The organism is Pseudoalteromonas sp. MMG007 (assembly GCF_018100985.1).
Lineage (GTDB): Bacteria > Pseudomonadota > Gammaproteobacteria > Enterobacterales > Alteromonadaceae > Pseudoalteromonas.
In genome coordinates this window covers 24,344-46,039 of sequence record NZ_JAGJEI010000016.1, presented here as the reverse complement: position 1 = coordinate 46,039, position 21,696 = coordinate 24,344, and the positions used below count along the sequence as shown (strand labels likewise).

General features: G+C 38.2%; 20 protein-coding genes. 14 read left to right on the top strand and 6 right to left on the bottom strand.

Annotated elements, in window-relative coordinates; genetic code table 11:
- Nucleotides 1-9 precede the first annotated feature (9 nt).
- Nucleotides 10-312: an isoamylase early set domain-containing protein gene (locus J8L71_RS16105; RefSeq protein ID WP_211001423.1), complete on the bottom strand. Its 303-nt coding sequence runs from the start codon at nt 310-312 to the stop codon at nt 10-12.
- Nucleotides 313-683: 371 nt separating this feature from the next.
- On the opposite strand from J8L71_RS16105, the gene J8L71_RS16100 reads away from it, so the two are divergent.
- Entirely contained in the window at nt 684-1,616 is a 933-nt protein-coding gene (locus J8L71_RS16100) for a hypothetical protein (RefSeq protein WP_211001422.1), read from the top strand.
- 25 nt (nt 1,617-1,641) lie between these two features.
- On the opposite strand, the gene J8L71_RS16095 is transcribed toward J8L71_RS16100, so the two are convergent.
- The 3 genes from J8L71_RS16095 to J8L71_RS16085 form a co-directional block, all read right to left on the bottom strand.
- Nucleotides 1,642-2,811, bottom strand: coding sequence for a cellulose-binding family II protein (locus J8L71_RS16095; RefSeq protein ID WP_211001421.1), 1,170 nt, complete (start codon nt 2,809-2,811; stop codon nt 1,642-1,644).
- Between the two features lie 89 nt (nt 2,812-2,900).
- On the bottom strand, nt 2,901-3,269 hold the full coding sequence (locus J8L71_RS16090; protein ID WP_211001420.1) for a hypothetical protein: 369 nt from the start codon (nt 3,267-3,269) through the stop codon (nt 2,901-2,903).
- 300 nt (nt 3,270-3,569) lie between these two features.
- The gene (locus tag J8L71_RS16085; RefSeq protein ID WP_058550238.1) at nt 3,570-3,998 is read right to left on the bottom strand and encodes an Lrp/AsnC family transcriptional regulator; all 429 of its coding nucleotides are present in this window, start codon (nt 3,996-3,998) and stop codon (nt 3,570-3,572) included.
- A 182-nt stretch (nt 3,999-4,180) separates the two neighbouring features.
- Between J8L71_RS16085 and J8L71_RS16080 the strand changes: the two genes are divergently transcribed.
- The 13 genes from J8L71_RS16080 to J8L71_RS16020 all read left to right on the top strand — a co-directional run bounded on the left by J8L71_RS16080 (nt 4,181) and on the right by J8L71_RS16020 (nt 18,214).
- Complete coding sequence (locus J8L71_RS16080) at nt 4,181-5,386, top strand: aspartate aminotransferase family protein (RefSeq protein ID WP_211001419.1); 1,206 nt, start codon at nt 4,181-4,183, stop codon at nt 5,384-5,386.
- Nucleotides 5,387-5,431: 45 nt separating this feature from the next.
- On the top strand, nt 5,432-6,466 hold the full coding sequence (gene astA, locus J8L71_RS16075) for an arginine N-succinyltransferase (RefSeq protein WP_211001418.1): 1,035 nt from the start codon (nt 5,432-5,434) through the stop codon (nt 6,464-6,466).
- Between the two features lie 6 nt (nt 6,467-6,472).
- Nucleotides 6,473-7,939: a succinylglutamate-semialdehyde dehydrogenase gene (astD, locus tag J8L71_RS16070; protein ID WP_211001417.1), complete on the top strand. Its 1,467-nt coding sequence runs from the start codon at nt 6,473-6,475 to the stop codon at nt 7,937-7,939.
- 22 nt (nt 7,940-7,961) lie between these two features.
- The gene (locus tag J8L71_RS16065; protein WP_211001416.1) at nt 7,962-8,765 is read left to right on the top strand and encodes a DUF1338 domain-containing protein; all 804 of its coding nucleotides are present in this window, start codon (nt 7,962-7,964) and stop codon (nt 8,763-8,765) included.
- 55 nt (nt 8,766-8,820) lie between these two features.
- Complete coding sequence (locus J8L71_RS16060; RefSeq protein ID WP_211001415.1) at nt 8,821-9,672, top strand: transporter substrate-binding domain-containing protein; 852 nt, start codon at nt 8,821-8,823, stop codon at nt 9,670-9,672.
- 297 nt (nt 9,673-9,969) lie between these two features.
- Nucleotides 9,970-11,193 (top strand): type III PLP-dependent enzyme, encoded by a 1,224-nt coding sequence (locus tag J8L71_RS16055; RefSeq protein WP_211001414.1) that lies wholly within the window; start codon nt 9,970-9,972, stop codon nt 11,191-11,193.
- Nucleotides 11,194-11,441: 248 nt separating this feature from the next.
- Nucleotides 11,442-11,699: a DUF3081 domain-containing protein gene (locus J8L71_RS16050; protein ID WP_211001413.1), complete on the top strand. Its 258-nt coding sequence runs from the start codon at nt 11,442-11,444 to the stop codon at nt 11,697-11,699.
- Nucleotides 11,699-12,004, top strand: coding sequence for a hypothetical protein (locus tag J8L71_RS16045; protein ID WP_211001412.1), 306 nt, complete (start codon nt 11,699-11,701; stop codon nt 12,002-12,004). Before J8L71_RS16050 ends, J8L71_RS16045 begins: the two co-directional genes overlap by 1 nt.
- Nucleotides 12,005-12,417: 413 nt before the next feature.
- Nucleotides 12,418-12,993: a transcriptional regulator BetI gene (gene betI, locus J8L71_RS16040; RefSeq protein WP_211001465.1), complete on the top strand. Its 576-nt coding sequence runs from the start codon at nt 12,418-12,420 to the stop codon at nt 12,991-12,993.
- A 1-nt stretch (nt 12,994) separates the two neighbouring features.
- The gene (betB, locus tag J8L71_RS16035; RefSeq protein WP_211001411.1) at nt 12,995-14,458 is read left to right on the top strand and encodes a betaine-aldehyde dehydrogenase; all 1,464 of its coding nucleotides are present in this window, start codon (nt 12,995-12,997) and stop codon (nt 14,456-14,458) included.
- 11 nt (nt 14,459-14,469) lie between these two features.
- On the top strand, nt 14,470-16,137 hold the full coding sequence (betA, locus tag J8L71_RS16030; protein WP_211001410.1) for a choline dehydrogenase: 1,668 nt from the start codon (nt 14,470-14,472) through the stop codon (nt 16,135-16,137).
- Between the two features lie 146 nt (nt 16,138-16,283).
- Entirely contained in the window at nt 16,284-17,501 is a 1,218-nt protein-coding gene (locus J8L71_RS16025) for a BCCT family transporter (RefSeq protein ID WP_211001409.1), read from the top strand.
- A gap of 11 nt (nt 17,502-17,512) precedes the next feature.
- A complete protein-coding gene (locus tag J8L71_RS16020) occupies nt 17,513-18,214 on the top strand; it encodes a TorF family putative porin (RefSeq protein ID WP_211001408.1) in 702 nt (233 codons plus the stop codon).
- Nucleotides 18,215-18,467: 253 nt separating this feature from the next.
- Here the strand turns inward: J8L71_RS16020 and J8L71_RS18650 are convergent, their stop codons facing one another.
- Together J8L71_RS18650 and J8L71_RS16010 are read right to left on the bottom strand one after the other, a co-directional pair.
- Complete coding sequence (locus J8L71_RS18650) at nt 18,468-18,614, bottom strand: hypothetical protein (protein WP_348771818.1); 147 nt, start codon at nt 18,612-18,614, stop codon at nt 18,468-18,470.
- Nucleotides 18,615-19,327: 713 nt separating this feature from the next.
- Nucleotides 19,328-21,574: a carbohydrate binding family 9 domain-containing protein gene (locus J8L71_RS16010; protein ID WP_211001407.1), complete on the bottom strand. Its 2,247-nt coding sequence runs from the start codon at nt 21,572-21,574 to the stop codon at nt 19,328-19,330.
- Nucleotides 21,575-21,696 lie beyond the last annotated feature (122 nt).

Sequence of the window (21,696 nt, the reverse complement as noted above, 5' to 3'; positions counted from 1 at the left end):
TTACCCGCCTTAATTAATGCGTTGAGTATTAACTATGCTGTTTTCTGTACCAAAATTATTTGCCATGTAGCCATCGGCTTCATGGTCGTTATCCCATATGTCTCCGTTAATTAAATAACGAAAATGAAATTGCTGATCAATAGGCAAGCGTTGTTTAAACTTAAAAACGCCTTGTTTTTTATTAAGCTTCATCGGAACAGGTTGCCAATCAGTAAATTCACCTAATAAGCTAACTTGTTCTGCTTCAGGGTGAGAAAATTCGAAGGTTACTTCAGCTTCATCTTTTGTTTTAAAAAAACGCTTATTCAACATAACAGGCTCCAACTAAACAATTAAGGGTATTTAATCTTTGCCACAGGGCCGATTTAACATCAAAGGGCGATGTGGGATCCATCTAAATCATTAAACGTTATGTTAGTTAAACAAAACTTTATTTACGCTTTATTACAGTGCAAAAATAATTTTTACCGCACCAGTAACGTGCATACAACTAAAATACATTACGTTTAGAGTGATACTAATATATAGAGCAATAATTAAACCAACTAAACAAAATGTGGAACAGACTTAATATTTAAACCAATTAAATCTAAATTAAATAAAAAAGTATTAAATTCTTTTTTTATATATTTGCATCATGGATAATACCCAGCATTCTAATACTCTGAAATATAATTAATTTCATGTTAAAAAAAAGCATTTTAATAACTATAGCAATCATTGTTTTGGCTGCAGTTGCATTTATTGGTACATCCATTTACACCTTGTATAGTAAAAAAGAAATTTCTGTTGACCCTAAATTGAAAGAAATTTCAGGCATAGAGTTTGATAAAAAACAACGCTTGTGGGCCATAAATGACGGTGGCGATAAGCCCAAGCTATATAGATTAAATAAAGACGGTTCCATAGCAAAAGAAATTTTAGTAACTAATGCTAAAAATATTGATTGGGAAGATATGACCCAAAATAAGTTTGGTCACTTTTTTTTAGGTGACTTTGGCAATAATAAAAATGATCGTAAATGGCTAACCATTTATAAAATAGAAAATCCAATCGATATTAAAAGCAATACAACCGAAGCCGAAATAATAAAATTTACTTATCCTGAGCTTGATGGTAGCCCAGTAACACCGGACCAACGTAACTACGACCTAGAAGCATTTGTTGCACTTGGACGCCATTTATACTTATTTACTAAAAACCGTACAGAGCCATTTGATGGCATCACAAAAGTTTATAAAGTAGGTGATCATGCCGCGAATTTTAGTGCTCAACTAATCGATTCATTTAAAACGTGTACCACCATGGAAAAACTGTGCTGGATAACATCTGCAGCCTTAAGCCCTGATCGTAAAAAATTAGTACTTTTAGATTCAACAAGTATTTGGTTATTCGAAAACTATAAAGGTGATAAGTTTTTCTCTGGTGATGTATCGCGTATCGATTTAGGCATAGTTACTCAAAAAGAGGCTATTACTTTTTATGATGACAATACAATTGTATTCACCGATGAAGAGTTTAAAGGCATTGGCGGGAATGCCTATTTTATAAAGTTAGATGAAGTCACTAAAAATGTAATACGTAAAGTCTCTACTGTTAAAAGTGCTGAAAAGTAAGTACTTAATCGTCAATTTTGAGTGGTTATTGCAAATAGCTAGAATTCAAATGCAATGCCTTTTCCACATCAATGCCTATTATTAGTACGCCTATGTGGTTGTAGTGCTTATTAAATACCGGAATGCTTAATTGAACTTGAAAGTGATGAGTAGATATATCGTATTCCACATTATCAAAATAGTAATCGTCGATTAGTGTAAATACGTTGCTAAACTTATTTTCATCCCCTTGCCAGTAATCAGTAGTAAGTTTACTAATTGCTACATTCTTACCTTGGTTGTCGGTAAGTATGATTTCGGTCACACTGCCATTAAACTGAGACTGCCATGCTATTAATTTTTTAGATAGTGCTTTATTGAGCATTGCTTTACCTAGCTTAGCGTGCTCTTTTTTTACCTCTGTTTGCCATTGTGTATCTAATTCTAAAAGCTCATTTTCGTCTAATCGCGAGCTATTACTTATAAGGGTTTCCTCTATCAAATTAGGCATAGCAGCCAGTACTTTGGCTTGTTTGTATATTAATCTTAAAATATGTTTTTTTTCGCTCGTCGATAATGCAAAAGGTGCTTGAGAGCATGCGCCTAGGTTGTCGTCAAACTGACTCATAAATTGTGGGTGACGCTTTGTTAAAGAATTAGAAGCAAATAAACCTAGCGGTACATAGCGAAAAAACTCTTTATTATAAAGGGATTGATCTATTCCTAAGCCCGATGCAACGTGTTCAAAATCATCTAGGTCGAGTAATATCCTATCTACTCTTTGATGATGTAAAATCTTAATAATTTCTTCTAGCGAGTTAACTTCAACTTGCACTTGTATGTTTTGAGATTTTAACCAGTTAGCCTGATAACTTCCTCTCACCGCACCATAGTGGATTTTATCTTCCGGTTTGTTAATACTATCTGGGTGAGTAAACCAATACCACTTTTCTAAAAATATAGGCGAAGTTATTTTTCCATAGGTTTTCATTTCTGGCGTTAAATGAGTAGTAAAGTACCCGTCTAAACGGCCTAACTTAACCTCTCGTCTGGCACGAAGCCATGGCAGTGTTTGCAACTGAAAAGACGTGCCCATCTCATATAAAATGCATTGTACTTGGTTTACTGCGTTATCGGGTGTGGTGGTCGGTAAGTTAGAACCAAACTTAAGTGGCTCGGATAATCCAAGAAGCGTTAAAAGAAATAAGACAGACATAATCAATTACTAATATTTGCAGAAATTGAACAAAGTATAGTCAAACAAATGAAAAGTTTTAAAAACTTATGGTAAAGGTTTGTATGATACTAACTTACACAATTAATAAACTTCTCTGTTAATGCAGTTACTTTTGTTTTATCTCTATAGAGTGGTTGTGAACTTTTTATCAAATAACCCGCGCATATATCTTTTGATTTTTGAAAGTTAGCATGACAACTTTGGACACTATTACCTAGAACCTCTTGGTAAGCTCTATCTGCACACATTGTTAGAGCAAACTCCGTCGCGCCAATTATAATTTCATTAACACTTACAGCGGACGTTTCTAGTTTATAAAATATATCGCTGAACGTTTTAACCTCAGTTCCTTTATTTAATGAGCCCTGACTCGCTTTTGCATTTAAATAATACCCAACAAAAATAACAGATACAGATAGTATGATTAATTTTTTCATCATTTTCCTTAATGCAGTAGCAAACTACTTCCATTTTTAAACAAAGCAAAAGTCTTGCTTCTAATAAAGTTTACTGAGGTTGTTTATATGGGTACATGGCAGGTACATTCAAACATCCGTGTAAAGAGTGGTTAATTCCTTGTTATTCATCCATTAAAATGTCTGAAAACACTCCGAATTCTAACATCCAATTCTAAAAATACAATAATTTAAACGTTGTTTGGGGTATAAATTTAGCTATATTTGGATTTACTCAACAAAAATAAACAAAATATGTTTTTGTACATGATTAAAACCATATTAACGCTTAAATTTAGTTTCCAAAATTACCGAAGAAGTTGTCCGTTCGACTCCATCTAGATTACCAATATCATCAAGTAGATGACTCAATTTTTCTAAGTTTTGCGCTTGTACAACAGCAATTAAGTCAAACTCACCGCTTATTGCATAAAGCTGAGAAATAGCATCAATCTGTTTAAGCTCTAAATTGGTTTTAGTGGTGAGTTTTTGCATCACTTTAATAGATACATGAGCCGATACCATACTGCTTAAGTAATCTTCACCGTAGTCAACGCTATAGCCTTTTATAACACCGGTTTCTTCAAGCTTTAACATTCGGCTTTGCACAGTAGAACGCGATAAATTAAGCATGCGCGCTAAGTCAGAAATACTTGCACGCGCATTAGTTTTTAAAATTGAAAGTAACTTTTCGTCTTGTGGAGTTATCATATTGCTTATTAACTTCGTTATTTTGACTTTTATTGTAATCAATTTTCACAAAATAGCACTGCAAATTTAATGTATAACCTTCGATAATAACCACCAATAACAAAAATTACTTAGCTGAGAAAACGCCAACGTTTTTATTTTGCTAATCTTTATTCAATATTCACAATTTTTAGGTGTACAAAATGCAAGTATCAAGAGACTTATTTAACGATGTAATGGTGCCAAACTATAACCCGTCGGCTGTTATTCCAGTGCGCGGCGAAGGCTCACGTGTATGGGATCAAAATAACAACGAGTTTATTGATTTTGCAGGTGGTATTGCTGTTAATTGTTTAGGGCACTGCCACCCTGCGCTTGTATCTGCATTAAAAGAGCAAGGCGAGAAAATTTGGCACTTATCAAATGTGATGACTAACGAGCCTGCCCTACGTTTAGCACAAAAAATGGTAGATGCTACATTTGCGGACAAAGTGTATTTTGCAAACTCAGGCGCAGAAGCTAACGAAGCCGCACTTAAACTTGCGCGTCGTTTTGCTTTAGATAAACACGGCGAAGAAAAGTCACAAATCATTGCGTTTAACAAAGGTTTCCATGGCCGTACATTTTTTACCGTAACAGTGGGCGGCCAAGCGGCTTACTCAGATGGCTTCGGTCCTAAGCCTGGCGACATTATGCATTGTGATTACAACGACATTGCAGCATTTGAAGCACTTATTAGCGATAAAACGTGTGCAGTAATGATGGAGCCACTGCAAGGTGAAGGCGGTATTATTTCACCAACAGATGAATTTGCTAAAAAAGTACGCGAGTTATGTACTAAGCATAATGCACTGCTTATTTTTGATGAAGTACAAACCGGTGTTGGCCGCACTGGCGATTTATACGCATACGAAGGCTTAGGCGTAGTGCCTGATATTTTAACGACCGCCAAAGCACTTGGTGGCGGTTTTCCTATTGGCGCTATGATCACACGTACTCATATTGCAGATCATTTAAAAGTAGGTACGCACGGCTCTACTTATGGTGGTAACCCACTAGCATGTGCTGTAGCAGAAGCCGCCTTTGATACAGTAAACACACCTGATGTATTAAATGGCGTAAAAGAGCGCGAGCAGTTATTCCGCGATGGCTTAAACGCTATTAACGAAAAGTACAACGTATTTAGTGAAGTACGTGGTAAAGGTTTACTTATTGGCGCTGTATTAAACGAAAAATTTGAAGGCCGCGCACGCGACTTTTTAGTTGCCAGTGCTAACAATGGCTTAATGAACTTAGTGGCGGGCATGAACGTGATTCGTTTTACCCCTTCTTTAGTTATTCCATTTAAAGATATTAAAGAAGGCCTAGCACGCTTTGAAAAAGCAGTAAGCGACGTAGTAAACGGATAATTTAAGTAGGCGCGCCTCAGGGCGCGCTGTTGGAGCAAGTAATAAATGCAAGTATTACGTCCTATTACCACTGCAGATTTTGCTGCACTTAAGCAAATTGCAATCGAGTCAGGCCATGGCTTTACCTCTCTGCCTGTAGATGATGAGCAATTAAAAGAAAAAATAGATCGCGCCGAAAAAAGCTTTGCTAAAAATATCAATCAGCCACTCGATGAAAGTTACCTATTTGTTTTAGAAGATAGCGAAACAGGTGAAGTCATTGGGACTACCGCCATAGAAGCCGCTGTTGGTTTATCCGTACCGCTGTACCATTACCATTTAGGTAAAACAGTACATCACTCGCCTACACTTAATGTTTATAACACCGTTGATATTTTAAGCATGTGTAACGATTACACCGGATGCTCCGAAATATGTACTTTGTTTTTGCGCGAAAACAGCCGCAAAGGTTTAACCGGTCGCTTTTTGTCACGCTCACGCTTTTTATTTATGGCGCAGCACAGCGAACGTTTTGCCGATACCGTGATTGCTGAAATGCGCGGCGTAAGCAACGAAGATGGTCATTCACCATTTTGGCAGTGGTTGCAAGAGCACTTTTTTAGTATTGAGTTTCCTCAGGCTGATCACTTAGTGGGGCTTGGCGATAAAGTGTTTATTAGTGAGCTAATGCCTAAATACCCTATTTACGTAAACTTACTAAGTAAAAAAGCCCAAGCAGTTATTGGCCATGTGCATGACAAAACAAAACCGGCGCTCAAATTACTTGAAAAAGAAGGTTTTGAGCATCGTGGCTACGTTGATTTGTTTGATGCAGGTCCAACGGTAGAAGCAAAGCTTGGTAATATTCGTAGTATTCGTGAGTCTCAAGTATGCCCTATTACAATTGGCGAGCTGGAACATATTAGCCAGCACAGCTCAGATACACTTGCCGTTTGCAACCAAGGTGTAAGTGGGTTTAGAGCTACCTTTACCCAGCATGCCCACTATAACCACGCTAAACACACCTTAGTAATAAGCCAAGAAGTGGCTGATGCCCTTAATTTATCCCAAGGAGATGCAGCGCGTTTTTTCCGCCTGTAAAAAAATATGAACACACACCTTATAAATAACCAATGGCAAACAGGCCAAGGCCCTGCTTTTAGCTCTATTAACCCAAGTAACGGCGAAGTTGTATGGCAAGGTAATGGCGCAACTGCTGAGCAAGTAGATTCTGCAATTAATGCCGCTAGAGCCGCACAAGTACAATGGGCAGATACGCCAATTGAGTCGCGTATTACCATACTTGAAAACTTTGTAGCGCAATTAAAAGAGCACAGCGAAGAATTTGCAGCCATAATAGCGCGTGAAACTGGCAAGCCTCTTTGGGAAACACGCACAGAAGTAGGCGCTATGACAGGTAAAGTGGCCATTTCTATTAAAGCTTATAACGAGCGCACCGGCAGTATAGAAAACCCAATGCCAGGTGCTAAAGCGTTTATACGCCATAAACCACACGGCGTTGTAGCTATATTTGGCCCTTACAACTTCCCAGGGCATTTACCAAACGGCCACATAGTACCTGCCATTTTAGCGGGCAATACCGTGGTATTTAAACCCTCTGAGCTTACACCCCATGTTGCTGAGTTTACTTTATCACTTTGGTTAAAAGCGGGCTTACCATCGGGGGTTATTAACCTAGTACAAGGTGAAGTTGAAACAGGTAAAGCACTTGCTTCACATCAAGACATAGACGGCTTATTTTTTACCGGCAGCTCAAACACGGGTCATTTACTACATAAACAATTTGCCGGCCACCCAGGTAAAATATTAGCGCTTGAAATGGGCGGTAATAACCCATTAATAGTTAAAGATGTAGCCGATGTAAGCGCTGCAGTACACGATATTATTCAATCTGGCTTTATTACTTCTGGTCAGCGTTGTACTTGTGCACGCCGCGTGTTTATTGAGAATTCAACCAATGGCGATGCCATTTTAGAAAAACTTATTAACGCGACTAAAAATATTATTGTTGAAGACAGTTTTGCAACTGACCAACCATTTATGGGTGCAATGATAAGCGAAAAAGCAGCCCTTGGTATGGTTGCTGCGCAAAATGAATTAGTTGAAAGCGGCGGCAAAATACTCGTTGAGCTTAAGCAGCTAAAAGCAGGCACAGGCTTTGTAAGCCCAGGTATTATTGATGTTACACATATCGCTAACATGGCCGATGAAGAACACTTTGGCCCGCTTATAAAAGTTTACCGCTACAACAACTTTGACAGCGCAATAGCAGAGGCTAACAGCACCAGCTTTGGTTTATCAGCAGGCTTACTTGGCGATAACGAAGATGATTACAGCCACTTTTTAAAGCGCATTCGGGCAGGCATTGTAAATTGGAACCGACCTATTACAGGTGCCTCCAGTGCTGCGCCGTTTGGTGGTATTGGTGCAAGTGGTAATCACCGTGCTAGCGCATATTATGCGGCCGATTACTGCGCTTACCCTGTTGCGTCGGTTGAATCAGACAAAGTGAATTTACCGCAAACTTTAGCACCTGGCTTAGTAATAGAATAATACCCATTTTTAAGGATTTAACATGCATACCAACGTAAATACATTATTTGAAAACCTATGGGATAACTATTTAGCCGTTACGCCATCGGCAGATAAAATTCATGACCTTTTAGGTTCAACCCAAAAAGACGACATAATTAACGATCATATTGCGCTACGTACGTTCAATATAGAAAAAGTAGGCCTTGAAAAACTAGCAGCACACTTTTTAGCGCTAGGTTACACAGAGTGTGGTGAATACCACTTTGAAGCTAAAAAGCTATACGCTAAACACTACGAGCACAGCGATCCAAATCAACCAAAAGTATTTATTTCTGAGTTATTAGTAGAAAAGTGCTCACCAGAGTTACAAGCTATTGTTACCGATATGGTAAATCAAATTGATGAAAGCACTGTAACCGCTGAGAACTTTTTATATTCAGGTACACATTGGCAAGTAAGCGGTGAAACCTACAAGCAGTTATTAGCAGAAAGCGAATATGCCGCGTGGATGTCAGCGTGGGGCTATCGTGCCAATCACTTTACTGTAAATATTAATATGCTTGCCAAGTTTGATAACATTCATGATGTTAACCAGGCGCTTAAAGATGCAGGCTTTGCGCTTAATACATCAGGCGGCGAAGTAAAAGGCTCACCTGAGGTGTTACTAGAGCAATCATCAACACTTGCTGATGATTACGCCGTTACCTTTAGTGATGGCGAACTGCGCATTCCTAGTTGTTTTTATGAGTTTGCTATTAGATACCCTAAAGCCGATGGCGAGCTTTACACAGGTTTTGTCGCAGCGTCTGCTGATAAGATATTTGAAAGTACAAATGCTCGTTAAATACTCTTGGTCATAACGCTTCTGGTAATTTAAAAAGCCCTTTTGGGCTTTTTTTATGACAATTTATTCTAGAACAATTACACTTAGGATTATGACTATTATATATAAAATCTTTTTTATTCTTTTTGCTGTGCTTACATCAAAGGTAGGTATTGCAAACGAGCCTATTACATTGCTTTCTAGAGCTAATGCTTCTACTGATGGATTTTTAAAATCAGATGAAACGTTTAAGCGCCTTTTAAGCCATGCTTTTGACGCTAAGTTACAGTGGACAAATCAAGCTCGTCTCATTGTACGTCTTGAAACTAGTGAGCCCGTGTGTAGTTATGACCTAATTAAAACATCAGAACGTGAAAAAAATATTGTTTTTTCAGAGCTACCAACCACTGTCTATGAGCAAAGGAAGATTTACGCATTTAAGGACTTTTTGGCCGGCCTACCTGAGCAGGTTTCTATTGCAGACTTACTTGATAAAAACCACACCTTAGGTGTCGACTCTGGCACTAGCTACAAAGAGCTTGAGCCTATATTAAAAAAATACAAAAACCAAATCGCATCAATCAGTAGTGAAGATACGAGCTCCCAGCTACCAAACTTACTTATACATAATAGAATAGATATGATTGTTGATTATGAAGTAAATATTCAAGAAACTTTTAGCAAAGAGCAGCTTAAAAAAATAGGTAGTCGAGCAATAACTGAATACCCTGAATATATAAATGGCTACTTCGCATGCAGTAAAACACCTCAGGGGATAAAAGTAATTCAAGCTATAAATCACTTAATGAAAACCCCAACAATTTACAACTACCTACGCAAGCAACCTGGTCACTCTTATAGCGCTGATACTTCGAGTGAAATCATGCTTGCAAACAAAAATATGTTTGTAGCATCTCACAAAGATTAATAATATAAATCGTTAAGATAAGTAATTCATATCGATGTAATCACATGATAATTATAAACAATTAAATATTTTTATTATTTATAAAATTTATATTGCGCTGAAGAAAAACTCGTTTTATTATCTCGCCGCTTCTTGATGATAGCCAATCCGAGTACATTACAAACCCTGTTTGTAGCAAGGCGATAGAGCAACTATCCAAGAGTGAATTTGACTGTGCGTAAGCACGATTGATCTCACTCAACCGACTCGTGGATAAACCATAACCCGAGCGGTTGCTTAACGTACTCGGAAAATATAATGGCTTTATCGACTCAACTAAAAGACACCGTAACTAAAGTACCTGCAGCAGCGGTTGCTGCAAATCAAGCATTTGATTATGTGCAACCGATTAACACGCACATTGAACAACTTGCAGCACAATTTGGTGCACCACTTATGGTCCTTGACTGCGAAGCTATTCGTCGGCAATACCACGCGCTTAAAAATGCACTACCTGGCGTTGTTTTGCACTTTGCATTAAAACCACTGCCTTTAGTCGCTGTGGTACGCACTTTACTTGAAGAAGGCGCAAGCTTTGATTTAGCAACAAGCGGTGAAGTTGACTTAGTGGCAAGCCAAGGCGTGCCAAGTGAGCGTACTATTCACACTCACCCAATTAAGCGCGACAGTGATATTCGCGATGCGCTAGCGTATGGATGCACTGTGTTTGTTGTTGATAACATAAACGAGCTTGAAAAGTTTATTACCTACAAAGACCAAGCTGAAATTTTAGTGCGCTTAAGCTTTCGTAATAAAGATGCATTTGCAGATTTATCTAAAAAGTTTGGCTGCAGCCCTGACGCTGCAATTGACATTATTAGCTACGCACAGCAACTAGGTATTCGTATAAAAGGGTTATCGTTTCATGTGGGCTCGCAATCACCAAACCCAACTAAATACGTTGAAGCAATTAATGCGTGTGCAAAAGTAATTACCAAAGTCAGTGAGCTTGGCTTACCAGCACTTAGTACACTCGATATTGGTGGTGGTTTTCCTGTGCCATACAGCGCAGATGTACTACCAATTGACGTTTTTTGTGCACCAATAAACGTAGCTTTAGCGCAATTACCTGAAACAATGCAAATTATTGCAGAGCCGGGTCGTTTTATTGTAGCAAGCAGTGTAACTAGCGTAGCCTCAGTGATGGGCCAAGCGCAGCGCGAAGGTAAAACGTGGTATTACTTGGATGACGGTATTTATGGCTCTTTCAGCGGCTTAATGTTTGACGAAGCGGCATACCCTATCGACAGTGCTAAACAAAATGGTGAGCGTTTTGAGTCTGTACTTGCAGGCCCTACTTGCGACAGTATAGACGTAGTGAGTGATTCTATTATGTTGCCCAAACTAAATAACGGCGATTTAATTATCAGCCGTATGATGGGCGCATACACACTGGCTACAGCAACCGACTTTAACTTTTTCAAACGAGCTGAAGTTGTAGTATTAAACGAGCAAGTACACACCCAAGAGTTAACTGGCTAATTGGCTCCATTTCCTCAACTATAGTTACGTTGGCTTGTAACTATATACTTAAACGCAGTTGCTCATTCCAACTGCGTTTTTTTATACAAATATAATCTCGTAATTAGAGTTAACTGACCTACAGTTTCTGTAAATACAGCTCATAGCATATGTAAGTCCATATAATAAAATTATATCACCGCATTGTTTTTATGATGATCGACCCACATATATAAAGCGTATCAGGCTTAAATAGTTAAGGGTGAATTATGAAAAACGAACTCGACAACAAACAAATTTTATCAGTGTATGAACGCATTCAACAACGCGGTAAACCTAACGATATTGGTAAGCACTACGAAGGAGTTACTGCATACTCCGACATAGACGGTTACACCATTTATTTAGAAGGGAGTGGTGTATTGTTAAGGTTTGGCTTTCACAACGCATACCATCTCAATTACGAGCACGATAAACACAAAGACGACTTTTTAAAAAAATTATACAACATAGCAAACGAGGAATAATGCAGCCACGACGACTTCGCAAGCGCACCACTAACAAACAAACCACTTCGTTTATAAATTTAGTTATTAATGAGCTGATGTCTCATCCTGAAAAGCTTGAGATTGTACGTAAAAATCTTGACGAATACCGTCAGCAAACCCATTTAAAACGTGGGTTTTTACTTGCCATAGAACGTTTTGACTGGGTGTTTGAGGCGAGTAACGACGTAGATTTTATTTGCCAGCAAATTCTAGCCGATGACTATATTGGTAACCGTTTAAGGCGCTACCCTTTGTTGTTTAAAGGTGTTATATCTCCCCTTTAAGCACATCGGTTTTTCTAAAACCTCACCACTTCCTAAATGTAACTTCATTTAAAAAACTTTTAATTAGTACACTAATTAAACTCGCAATCACAAAACTTCTGTCTATTTAAAATACCATTAGTACTCTAACTATTACCCTTCTAACGATTATTTATCTTTTTTATTACTCCAATGCTGTAAACAAATACTTACTAATTTTAATATTACAAAATTAATACGTAAGCATTTGAAATTTAGCAGTATTATTTATCATTGAATTGTCATTCACCCCCTAAAAACCTTCTCACTTTTGTTAATATTCCATCTACATCTTGGTATCTGATGGTTTACTTACGCCTTGAATTGTTAGAGCTATTACATTAAGCTTATCTTTATTGAACGTTCAATTAATAAAAAATATGCCTAAAGTTGGAATGGAACCTGTCAGGCGTCAGCAGCTAATTGACGCAACCATAGAGTCGGTTGCACTACGTGGATTACAAGGCACGACAATTAATACGATTAGTAAAAATGCTGGGCTATCCTCAGGCATTATCAGTCACTATTTTGGCGGCAAGCAGGGATTAATAGAGGCAACGGTTAGGTATTTATTATCTAATCTAAAAAATGAATTAATTGAAAAAGTTGTACCATCTACCAGCGCTATTGAGCGCTTAATGTTTATTGTTGAGGCCAACTTTGCACTTGTTCAACAGCGCAACGATACAACCCGTACATGGTTAAGTTTTTGGGCGCAGTCAATGCACGATAAAGAACTGCATCGACTACAAAACGTAAACAGTAACCGCTTGCAAAGTAATTTAGCATTTTCTTTTAAGCAACTAATGCCAGTAAAGCAAGCAAAACAAGCTGCGGAACTTAGCGCCGCCATGATTGATGGCCTATGGTTAAGAGCAGTATTGAGTAAATCAAACGAAGACAAATTTAAACACAGTGAAACGTTAGCTAAAAACTACGTGCATTCACTCATTAAGCAATATGGAGCCTAGCGTGACTACACCTGTCTATCAAAACTTTATTAATGGCCACTTCCTTGCAAACCAAAGCGGCGAAACTTTTGATGTAAAAAATCCAGCAACAGATGAAGTTATATACTCGGTAGAAGTTGCCGATGAATTTGTGCAAAACGCAGCCATTGAAAGTGCAAAACAAGGTTTTGCACAGTGGTCAAAAATGACACCCATTGAACGTAGCCGCATTTTACTCAAAGCGGTCGCACTTTTACGCGAGCGTAACGACGAGCTTGCACTAGTAGAAGTGCTTGATACCGGCAAACCAATGCAAGAAGCAAATTGTGTTGATATTGAAACCGGCGCAGATGTAATTGAATACTTTGCAGGTCTAGCCCCTGCACAAGTTGGCCAACAACAAATGGTAGGTGATGACTTTTATTACACGCGCAAAGAGCCATTAGGTATTTGTGCAGGTATTGGTGCATGGAACTACCCATTACAAATCGCATGTTGGAAATCAGGCCCTGCCCTTGCCGCTGGTAATGCATTTATATTTAAACCATCTGAAGAAACACCATTAGGTGCTATTAAACTAGCTGAGATATTTGTAGAAGCAGGCGTACCTGCTGGCGTATTTAACGTAGTACAAGGTGCTGGCGACGTAGGTCAATGGTTAACGTCGCACAGCGAAATTGACAAAGTGTCGTTTACGGGTGAAGTGGGTACAGGTAAAAAAGTAGTTGCAAGCGCTGCAGGTACGTTAAAAGACGTAACAATGGAGCTTGGTGGTAAATCACCACTTGTTGTATTTGATGATGCCAATATTGAGCAAGCAGTTAGTGCAGCAATGTTAGGTAACTTTTATACGCAAGGCGAAATTTGCACTAACTGTACACGTATTTATGTACATAAGAATATATATCAGCAATTTATTGATGAGCTTAAAACGCGCACTGAGCAAAATATTATTGCCGGCGACCCACAAGATTTAAATACTAACTTTGGTGCATTAATTTCTAAAAATCACCAAGATTTAGTAATGAGCTATGTAAATAAAGGCATAGAAGAAGGCGCTACGCTACTTACTGGTGGTTCAACGCTTTCACCTAAATCTGCACCTAATGGTTACTTTGTTGCACCTACTGTATTTATCGATTGCAACGATGATATGACCATTGTTAAAGAAGAAATATTTGGCCCGGTAATGAGTGTGCTTGTTTTTGAAGACGAAGACGATGTAATAGCACGCGCCAATGGTACTCATCTAGGCTTAGCTGCGGGTGTATTTACAAGCGACATAAAACGCGCTCATCGTGTAATTCATCAGTTAGAAGCCGGCATTTGTTGGATTAATGCCTACGGTAACTCACCGGCCGAAATGCCTGTTGGTGGCTACAAGCAATCTGGTATTGGCCGTGAAAATGGCATAGAAACACTTGATCATTACACGCAAACTAAGTCTATTTATGTTGGTATGGCCGACATAGAAAGCCCATTTTAAGGCGCCCTACTATGAGTAATCATTACGACTATATTATTGTTGGCGCAGGATCTGCGGGTTGTGTTTTAGCTAACCGATTGTCTGAAGATGCTAGTAATCGTGTGTTACTGCTTGAAACAGGCGGCAGCGATAAAAGTATTTTTATAAAAATGCCAACTGCGCTGTCTATTCCTATGAATACCGATAAGTATGCGTGGCAATTTCATACTCAACCTGAGCCACATTTAGATAACCGTGAAATGCACTGCCCTCGCGGAAAAGTCCTTGGTGGTTCGTCGTCAATTAACGGCATGGTGTATGTTCGTGGCCATGCTAAAGATTTTGATGAATGGCAACAGCACGGCGCTAATGGTTGGGACTATCAATCGTGTTTACCGTATTTTCAAAAGGCTGAAAGCTTTTACCTAGGTGAAAATACATACCGAGGTGGTAAAGGCCCACTTGGCGTTAATAACGGTAACGAAATGCAAAACCCGTTGTACACCACGTTTATAAAAGCCGGTGTACAAGCAGGTTATGCCAGTACAGACGATTATAATAGCGCCCAACAAGAAGGCTTTGGCCCAATGCACATGACTGTGAAAGACGGTGTTCGCAGCTCGGCTTCTCGTGAGTATTTAGACCCAGTTAAATCACGCGCTAATTTAACGGTGATCACTGGTGCACTTGCTCAAAAAGTAATACTAGATGGTAAAAAAGCTACAGGCATTGAGTACAAAGTAAATGGGAATGTTCAAACTGCACATGCTGCCAAAGATGTTGTTTTAAGCGCAGGCCCTATTGGCTCTCCGCATATTTTACAGCTCTCTGGTATTGGCGATAAAGACATATTAGAAAAAGCAGGCATCGAAGTTAAACACCACTTACCGGGTGTAGGTCAAAACTTACAAGATCATCTTGAATTTTACTTTCAGTACAAGTGTAAGCAGCCAATTACTTTAAATGGCAAGTTAGGGCTTATTTCTAAAGGCTTAATTGGCGCTAAATGGCTACTTACTCGTAAAGGTTTGGGTGCAACTAATCACTTTGAGTCGTGTGCGTTTATTCGCTCAAAGCCTGAAGTTGAATGGCCAGATATTCAATATCACTTTTTACCAGCCGCTATGCGATACGATGGTCGTAGTGCGTTTGCAGGTCATGGTTTTCAAGTTCACGTTGGTCATAACAAACCAAAAAGTCGCGGCAGTGTTACGATTCAATCAGCTAACCCTGAGCAACCGCCACAAATAGTGTTTAATTACTTACAGCATAAAGACGACATTGAAGGCTTTAGAGCCTGTGTGCGTTTAACCCGCGACATCATTGAACAAAGTGCGTTTGATGATTACCGTGATGAAGAAATTCAACCAGGTAAACATATCCAAACCGACGAAGAAATTGACGCCTTTGTACGCCAAGCTGTAGAAAGTGCTTATCACCCTTCTTGCTCATGCAAAATGGGTGAAGACGATATGGCTGTGGTTAATTCAAGTACTCAAGTACATGGTATCGAAGGTTTGCGTGTTGTTGACTCGTCTATATTCCCAACAGTACCTAACGGAAATTTAAATGCTCCTACGATTATGGTAGCTGAAAAAGCAGCTGATTTAATTTTGGGAAAAACGCCCCTGCCTCAAGCCTCAGTTAATGTAGCCATGAGTGACAATTGGCAAACAACACAGCGTAATAGTGAGATTTAATTAAGCCATAAGTGCTCTGTATTACGCAGAGCACGTATATCTTGTAGTGGCTCACGGCATAAATTGGTTATGCGGTGTTTATGCAAGAAATAAAACAAAAAACGGAGAACTTATGAGTTATTTTTATTCATTTTGGGAGGGCGATAATGACTATATGGCTTAGCGCTGGCATTATCTTTACACTACTTGCAGTTATTACTATTTTATTAAAATGGGGTAATGTTCGCGTAGTAGGTGTAACACCAGTAAGAACCTTTACCTTTATTGCAATATTATTTACCTCAGGCCTTGATGTTGGCCTAATCATGTTTCCATTAACCGAATTTGCAGGTTATGCAGACATAAAAGCAAGCCCAGAATACGCGTTTGCAAACCCTCTTGCCATTGAGTTTGGCTATTGGGGATTCTTGATCTGGGGATTTTACTTTCTTACGTGCTTTTATTTCTGTGTAATAGAACCTAAAGTTAAATTTTTCGAAATTCCTTGGGTTAAATTCATCAACAACGTGGTAATTATTGGTACATGTGCATTTACCGCTTATTTGTTACTCACTAATTTACCTTGGTATTTACCAGAGCTTGGTGATGGGTCGAGCGTTATTCCAACATTTTACCTTATTGTATTTGCGGCTATTTGCTTTGCTGTTTACTCAAGTACAGACATTAAATACGTACGTTTTTTAAGTATTTCGACAACGTGGTTATTTATCGCATTAATTGGCTTTATGTGGGCAGGTGCATTTGTTGTCGGTGATAGTGAGATGTCTGCTTTTACTGATAATTTAGCTTCTATTGGTACTTACTTTGCCAACATTAATGAATTTGTTCTACCACTTAACGATTACCATGAGTTTTACCTATTTTGGTGGTTTGCGTGGAGCATAATGATTGGTCAATTTACGTCTCGTTTTGTAGGTGGTCTTAAAACATACCAAGTGCTAGGTGCAATGCTTATATTCCCATCTATTCCAATCGCAATTTGGTTTAGCGTACTTTATCACTACCACGAAATGGGTATATCAACGGCTGGTATTAAAAACTTTGCTATGGTGTTTGTAGGTATCGTGTTTGTTATTAATTCACTTGATTCATTAATACGTTTGTACACTGATAATCTAAACCTAACAGTAAAACGTTTAGGCAAGCTAAACTACATGCTACTAAATATCGTTGCGCTGTCGTTATTAACGCTATTATTTAAACTTGAGTTTTTACAAATACAATGGGTAGGTGCATTAGTTATTGGCTTGTTCTTTGGCTGCGCCGCATTTATCGGCTACAGCAAGTTTAAAACAGTAAACAATATTGATAGCTCACCAAAAGCTAACAAAATCGACTATACAAAAATAGAAACAGTACATTAGGGATCAACACAATGAATAATAAACTAAAACAACTTGCAGTCGCTTTACCATTTGCACTTTTGTCAACAACTGCTGCTGCAGATTGGTCTACAACAATCACTGCAGCGTCTGACTACACTTTTAATGGTGTCACACAAACAGATAACGACCCTGCAATTCAAGGCAGCCTAGATTATGCTTTTGATAACGGTGTTTATGCAGGTGTTTGGGCTTCAAATGTGGATTTTGGTGACGATACTGATTTTGAGCTTGATGCTTACGTAGGTAAATATGTACAACTTGATGAGCAATTTAGCGTTGATTACGGTATTGCTTATTACACTTATCAAGGTAATAACAGCGATTTTAATTACGCAGAAGCATATACTAAATTTGGCTACGCAAGTGAGTACGGTCAAACTGAGCTTAACTTTTGGTACAGCTGGGATTACTTTGGTACAGGCGCTGGGCATGTAATTTCTATGATTGCACATACCTTTGAAATTGCCCCTAACCACGCAATCCGCGCAAGCTTTGATATTTCAAACTCGCTAGATGGTGACAAATGGGAATGGGATGTAAACCAAAAGAAATCATATAAACATTACCGCTTAGCTTATCAAACAAGCTACGAAGGGTTTGGCATTGAAATAGCGGCTGAAGATACTAGTTTAGACTACGATTACGCAGATGAGCGTATTGTACTTGCTATTTCACGCACATTTGATCTTTAATACATTGATTACTGATTAAACAAAAAATGCCACTCTATCTAGGGTGGCATTTTTACTTGTAAACTAACTCGTAAAACCCCATGCACTTGTACCCGAGGCTGAAAGGATAATAGAATTGTTACGCAATACCTTATTACTTAAATTAAACGATAACTTAGGGCGGCTAACTAAATCCCGCTGAACAGAGCTCACACCCATTTTTTAACCAGCTCAAACAGCCCTATTTTCAACGCATTCATCCCCTGCTTTTGGCCTAGTGCGTTGTATCTAAAATATCATTATATTTTTGGCTTTTATTAGCTTGAACAATAAATGAGTGATCTATTTTTATTACGTCAATAGGTAAACTTGCAAGCGTACTTAAACTTAACGAGCCAAATTCAGCACCTAAATAATTAATAGCAATGGTGATATTTTTAGCACGTAATTATCCGAGTTCTTTATTCTAGGCTAACTTTGAAGGTGGACTCCGTTAGTTCAAGTATTAACTATATTGCAGGCAAGCCGGTATTTTTGGTTTTTATATTGGCGTTTTCTTCGCTCTCTTCGCAGGTAAATCCCACAGCAAAATAGCAAAATAGCAAAATAAATATTATTAATGATGCTAATGTCATCAAAATTAGCTTTTGGGAATATGCCGCTAAAAGGTCTGTGTCGCTTGTCTTATCAGGAGATAATTTACCGACTAGCCATCTATTATATAATGTCCATAGATAAGGAATTATACTAAGGTGCCGTATTCTAAGTGATGCACGCAATTTCAAAACTGTGGATATCGATACCTGAATAAAATAAATTAGAAGTAAAACTCATGTTATAAATCCAACAATTTTCAATTTATTCACCAATAGAATCCATTTTAACTATTTCTCCTAAAAGCCATCAGTAGAAAGCGACTATATCGTCTATTTTTAGTACTAAGCAAGTAATGATACTAATTCAAATAGGCAAGAGCTGTAATAAAAAGAAACTGATAATCCGCTGTACAATAGGCTAACTAAATACCCATATGAATAAGAATAAGAATAAACCAACATATAAATTTTTAACTGTCTCGTAATCAATTATTATCTATTAAATTACGAGATAGTTATTAATCAACACACTTAAAAGTCAAAGTTGCCACGCATAGCTCACTTTCGTAAAGAAAGTGCGCTGTTCTCTCTCAACGCTTTTAAGCAAATCATCTTGATAACTTTTATCTGAGTATCCTAAGTAGAATAGGGTTTGCGCATTAATTTTATACGAGTAAACAAGTTGGCTGCCATAATCTTTATTTATATGACTTACTTGGTAAAAATAAGCGTCTTTGTTTCTATCAATGTCTTCAAATTGTAAAATTAGCTTAAGCATTGAACGCATACTAAATTTATAGTAAAGCCTAAAATCTAGTAAGTTTGCAGTATAAACTCGCTCGCCTTCAGGGCTATCTAAAACACTATAGTTATGTTTAACATCTACTTGCCAATGATCGTTTATATCCCATTGAGCTTGTGTTTGCGTAGCGTACGAATCGCCAATTTGCTCGTTTGCGTAATCTATACGGCTACCATATTCACCATAAAACGAAAGCAATATATTATTTTTAGGTTTAAAGCCCGTATAAATAAAGCCAATATTTTGGTTATAAAAAGTATCGTTATAATTCTCATAACGATGAAGTAAGCCAATTTCAAAAATAGACTGTTTTTGCCCTTTTAATGTTATAAACCCTTGGTATTCGTCCTCAAGTAAGTCGCCATTTTGAGCCCAGGTTTTATTCCAATCGGCTTCATAAGACCATGACGTTAGTAACCCTGACTCGTCGCTATACCAGGTTTGTCCGCCTACAAATCCTACCTTTTCATAGTCTACTTTTTCTTGGTAGCCAAGGTCTGTGCGGTAATCTTCACCGATATTTTCGTAGCTCGCAGACAGATTGTAGTCACGTTTATCTCTTGTAAATTCAATAGCGTATGCCTCATCGGACTGGGTTTTAGCTAAATTATAGTTATTGGTTAAAAATGCTGAATTTTTAGAATCAGCCGTTGTCACTTGATAAGCAAGCGTATCTGATTGATTAAACCAATAACTTCCATCAATAGAGAATACCGTATTGTAGTAATCATCACTTTCTCGATGAGTTGTACTAAGCCCTATTGTACCTTGCTCACCAATATCATATTGATAACGAGCAGCTGCTGCGTGGGTTTTATCCTCTAAAATAGCAAAGCCAGAGCCTTGGTTTGTAGGCAATAAAATATTACTGTTATTGTCATCGGCATACATAAATGCGTAGCTATGCTGAGCCGTTTTACCTGTAAGTTTTACACCAACCTCAGGCTCTGCAATAGTGCGGGTATAAAGTAGTTCAAGTAAACTGCTTTGAAAATAGGATGCTCCATCTAAAAAAAACGGTCGCTTTTCGTTATAATATATTGAGTAAGTCGTGTTTACATCAAGCTCTAGGGCATCACTTTCTATTTGCGAAAAATCAGGGTTAATTGTCGCATTAATTACCGCATCTTGAGTCACACCCCAACGTAAATCAAGGCCTGCTTCGGCATTAATATCACCGTTATCCCAGTTACCGGGTAGGGCTGGCTTTGAATCATTTCTAAGCGCTGTAAGCGTAGGTGTTAATTGTAAATTTTTACTGGCTTTTACGTTTTTAAAACCGTGGAGTTTATCAAACTGACATAGGCTGCATTTTATATCTCGATCAAAACCCATATTTGAAAGTTGATAAAGCACGTCGCGCTGATAATTTCGTAATACCGCAAACCCCCACGTTAGGTCGGGCTTATTTTCAGGAAATCGAAGAGCTTTAAAAGGTATACGCATTTCAACCACAAAGCCTTGCTCAGTAATTTTACCTGCGCTATCCCATATTGCGTCCCAAGAGGTGTCTGACTGCCAACCATCGGTGTCACTCATACGTGTATCACCTTGCGCGCCTAATGGGTTTACATAAAATTCGTAAGCTGAACGCTCATCGTTAAAGGTATCAATAATTAAAATAACCGTGTCGTCTTGCCAAAGCGTATCTCTATCACGAAGTGGCGCCGTAATTTGGCTAGGCTGTGGGTCTTCGGCTACAAATGCAACGTATAAGTTGCTGCCATCTTCATACATGTAAGCATCGGTTTTAACCGGAGGAGTGCCCTTTTCGTTAGGCTCATCTTGAAACGCAATAGGTACTAATGTGGCATTTTGCCAATGAGGCTCGTCGAGCACGCCATCAACGGTAATATCAGTATTGATATGTGACAGCGAATACTGTGTTTTTTCAGCGGCTAATATTGAAGTTGTAAATGAAAGTGCAAAAATCAGTGCAAACAAAGCACTGAAGTATTTTTTTATAGTTATCAAGTACTGCATAAACGTCCATTCAGAGATATTCACCCTATAAAGGTAAACTTATTTACAGAGTGTAATTTAAGTCAGTACATTTGTTAATAGTTTGATACTAAAAATAATAAGTTTTTTAACTAATTAATATT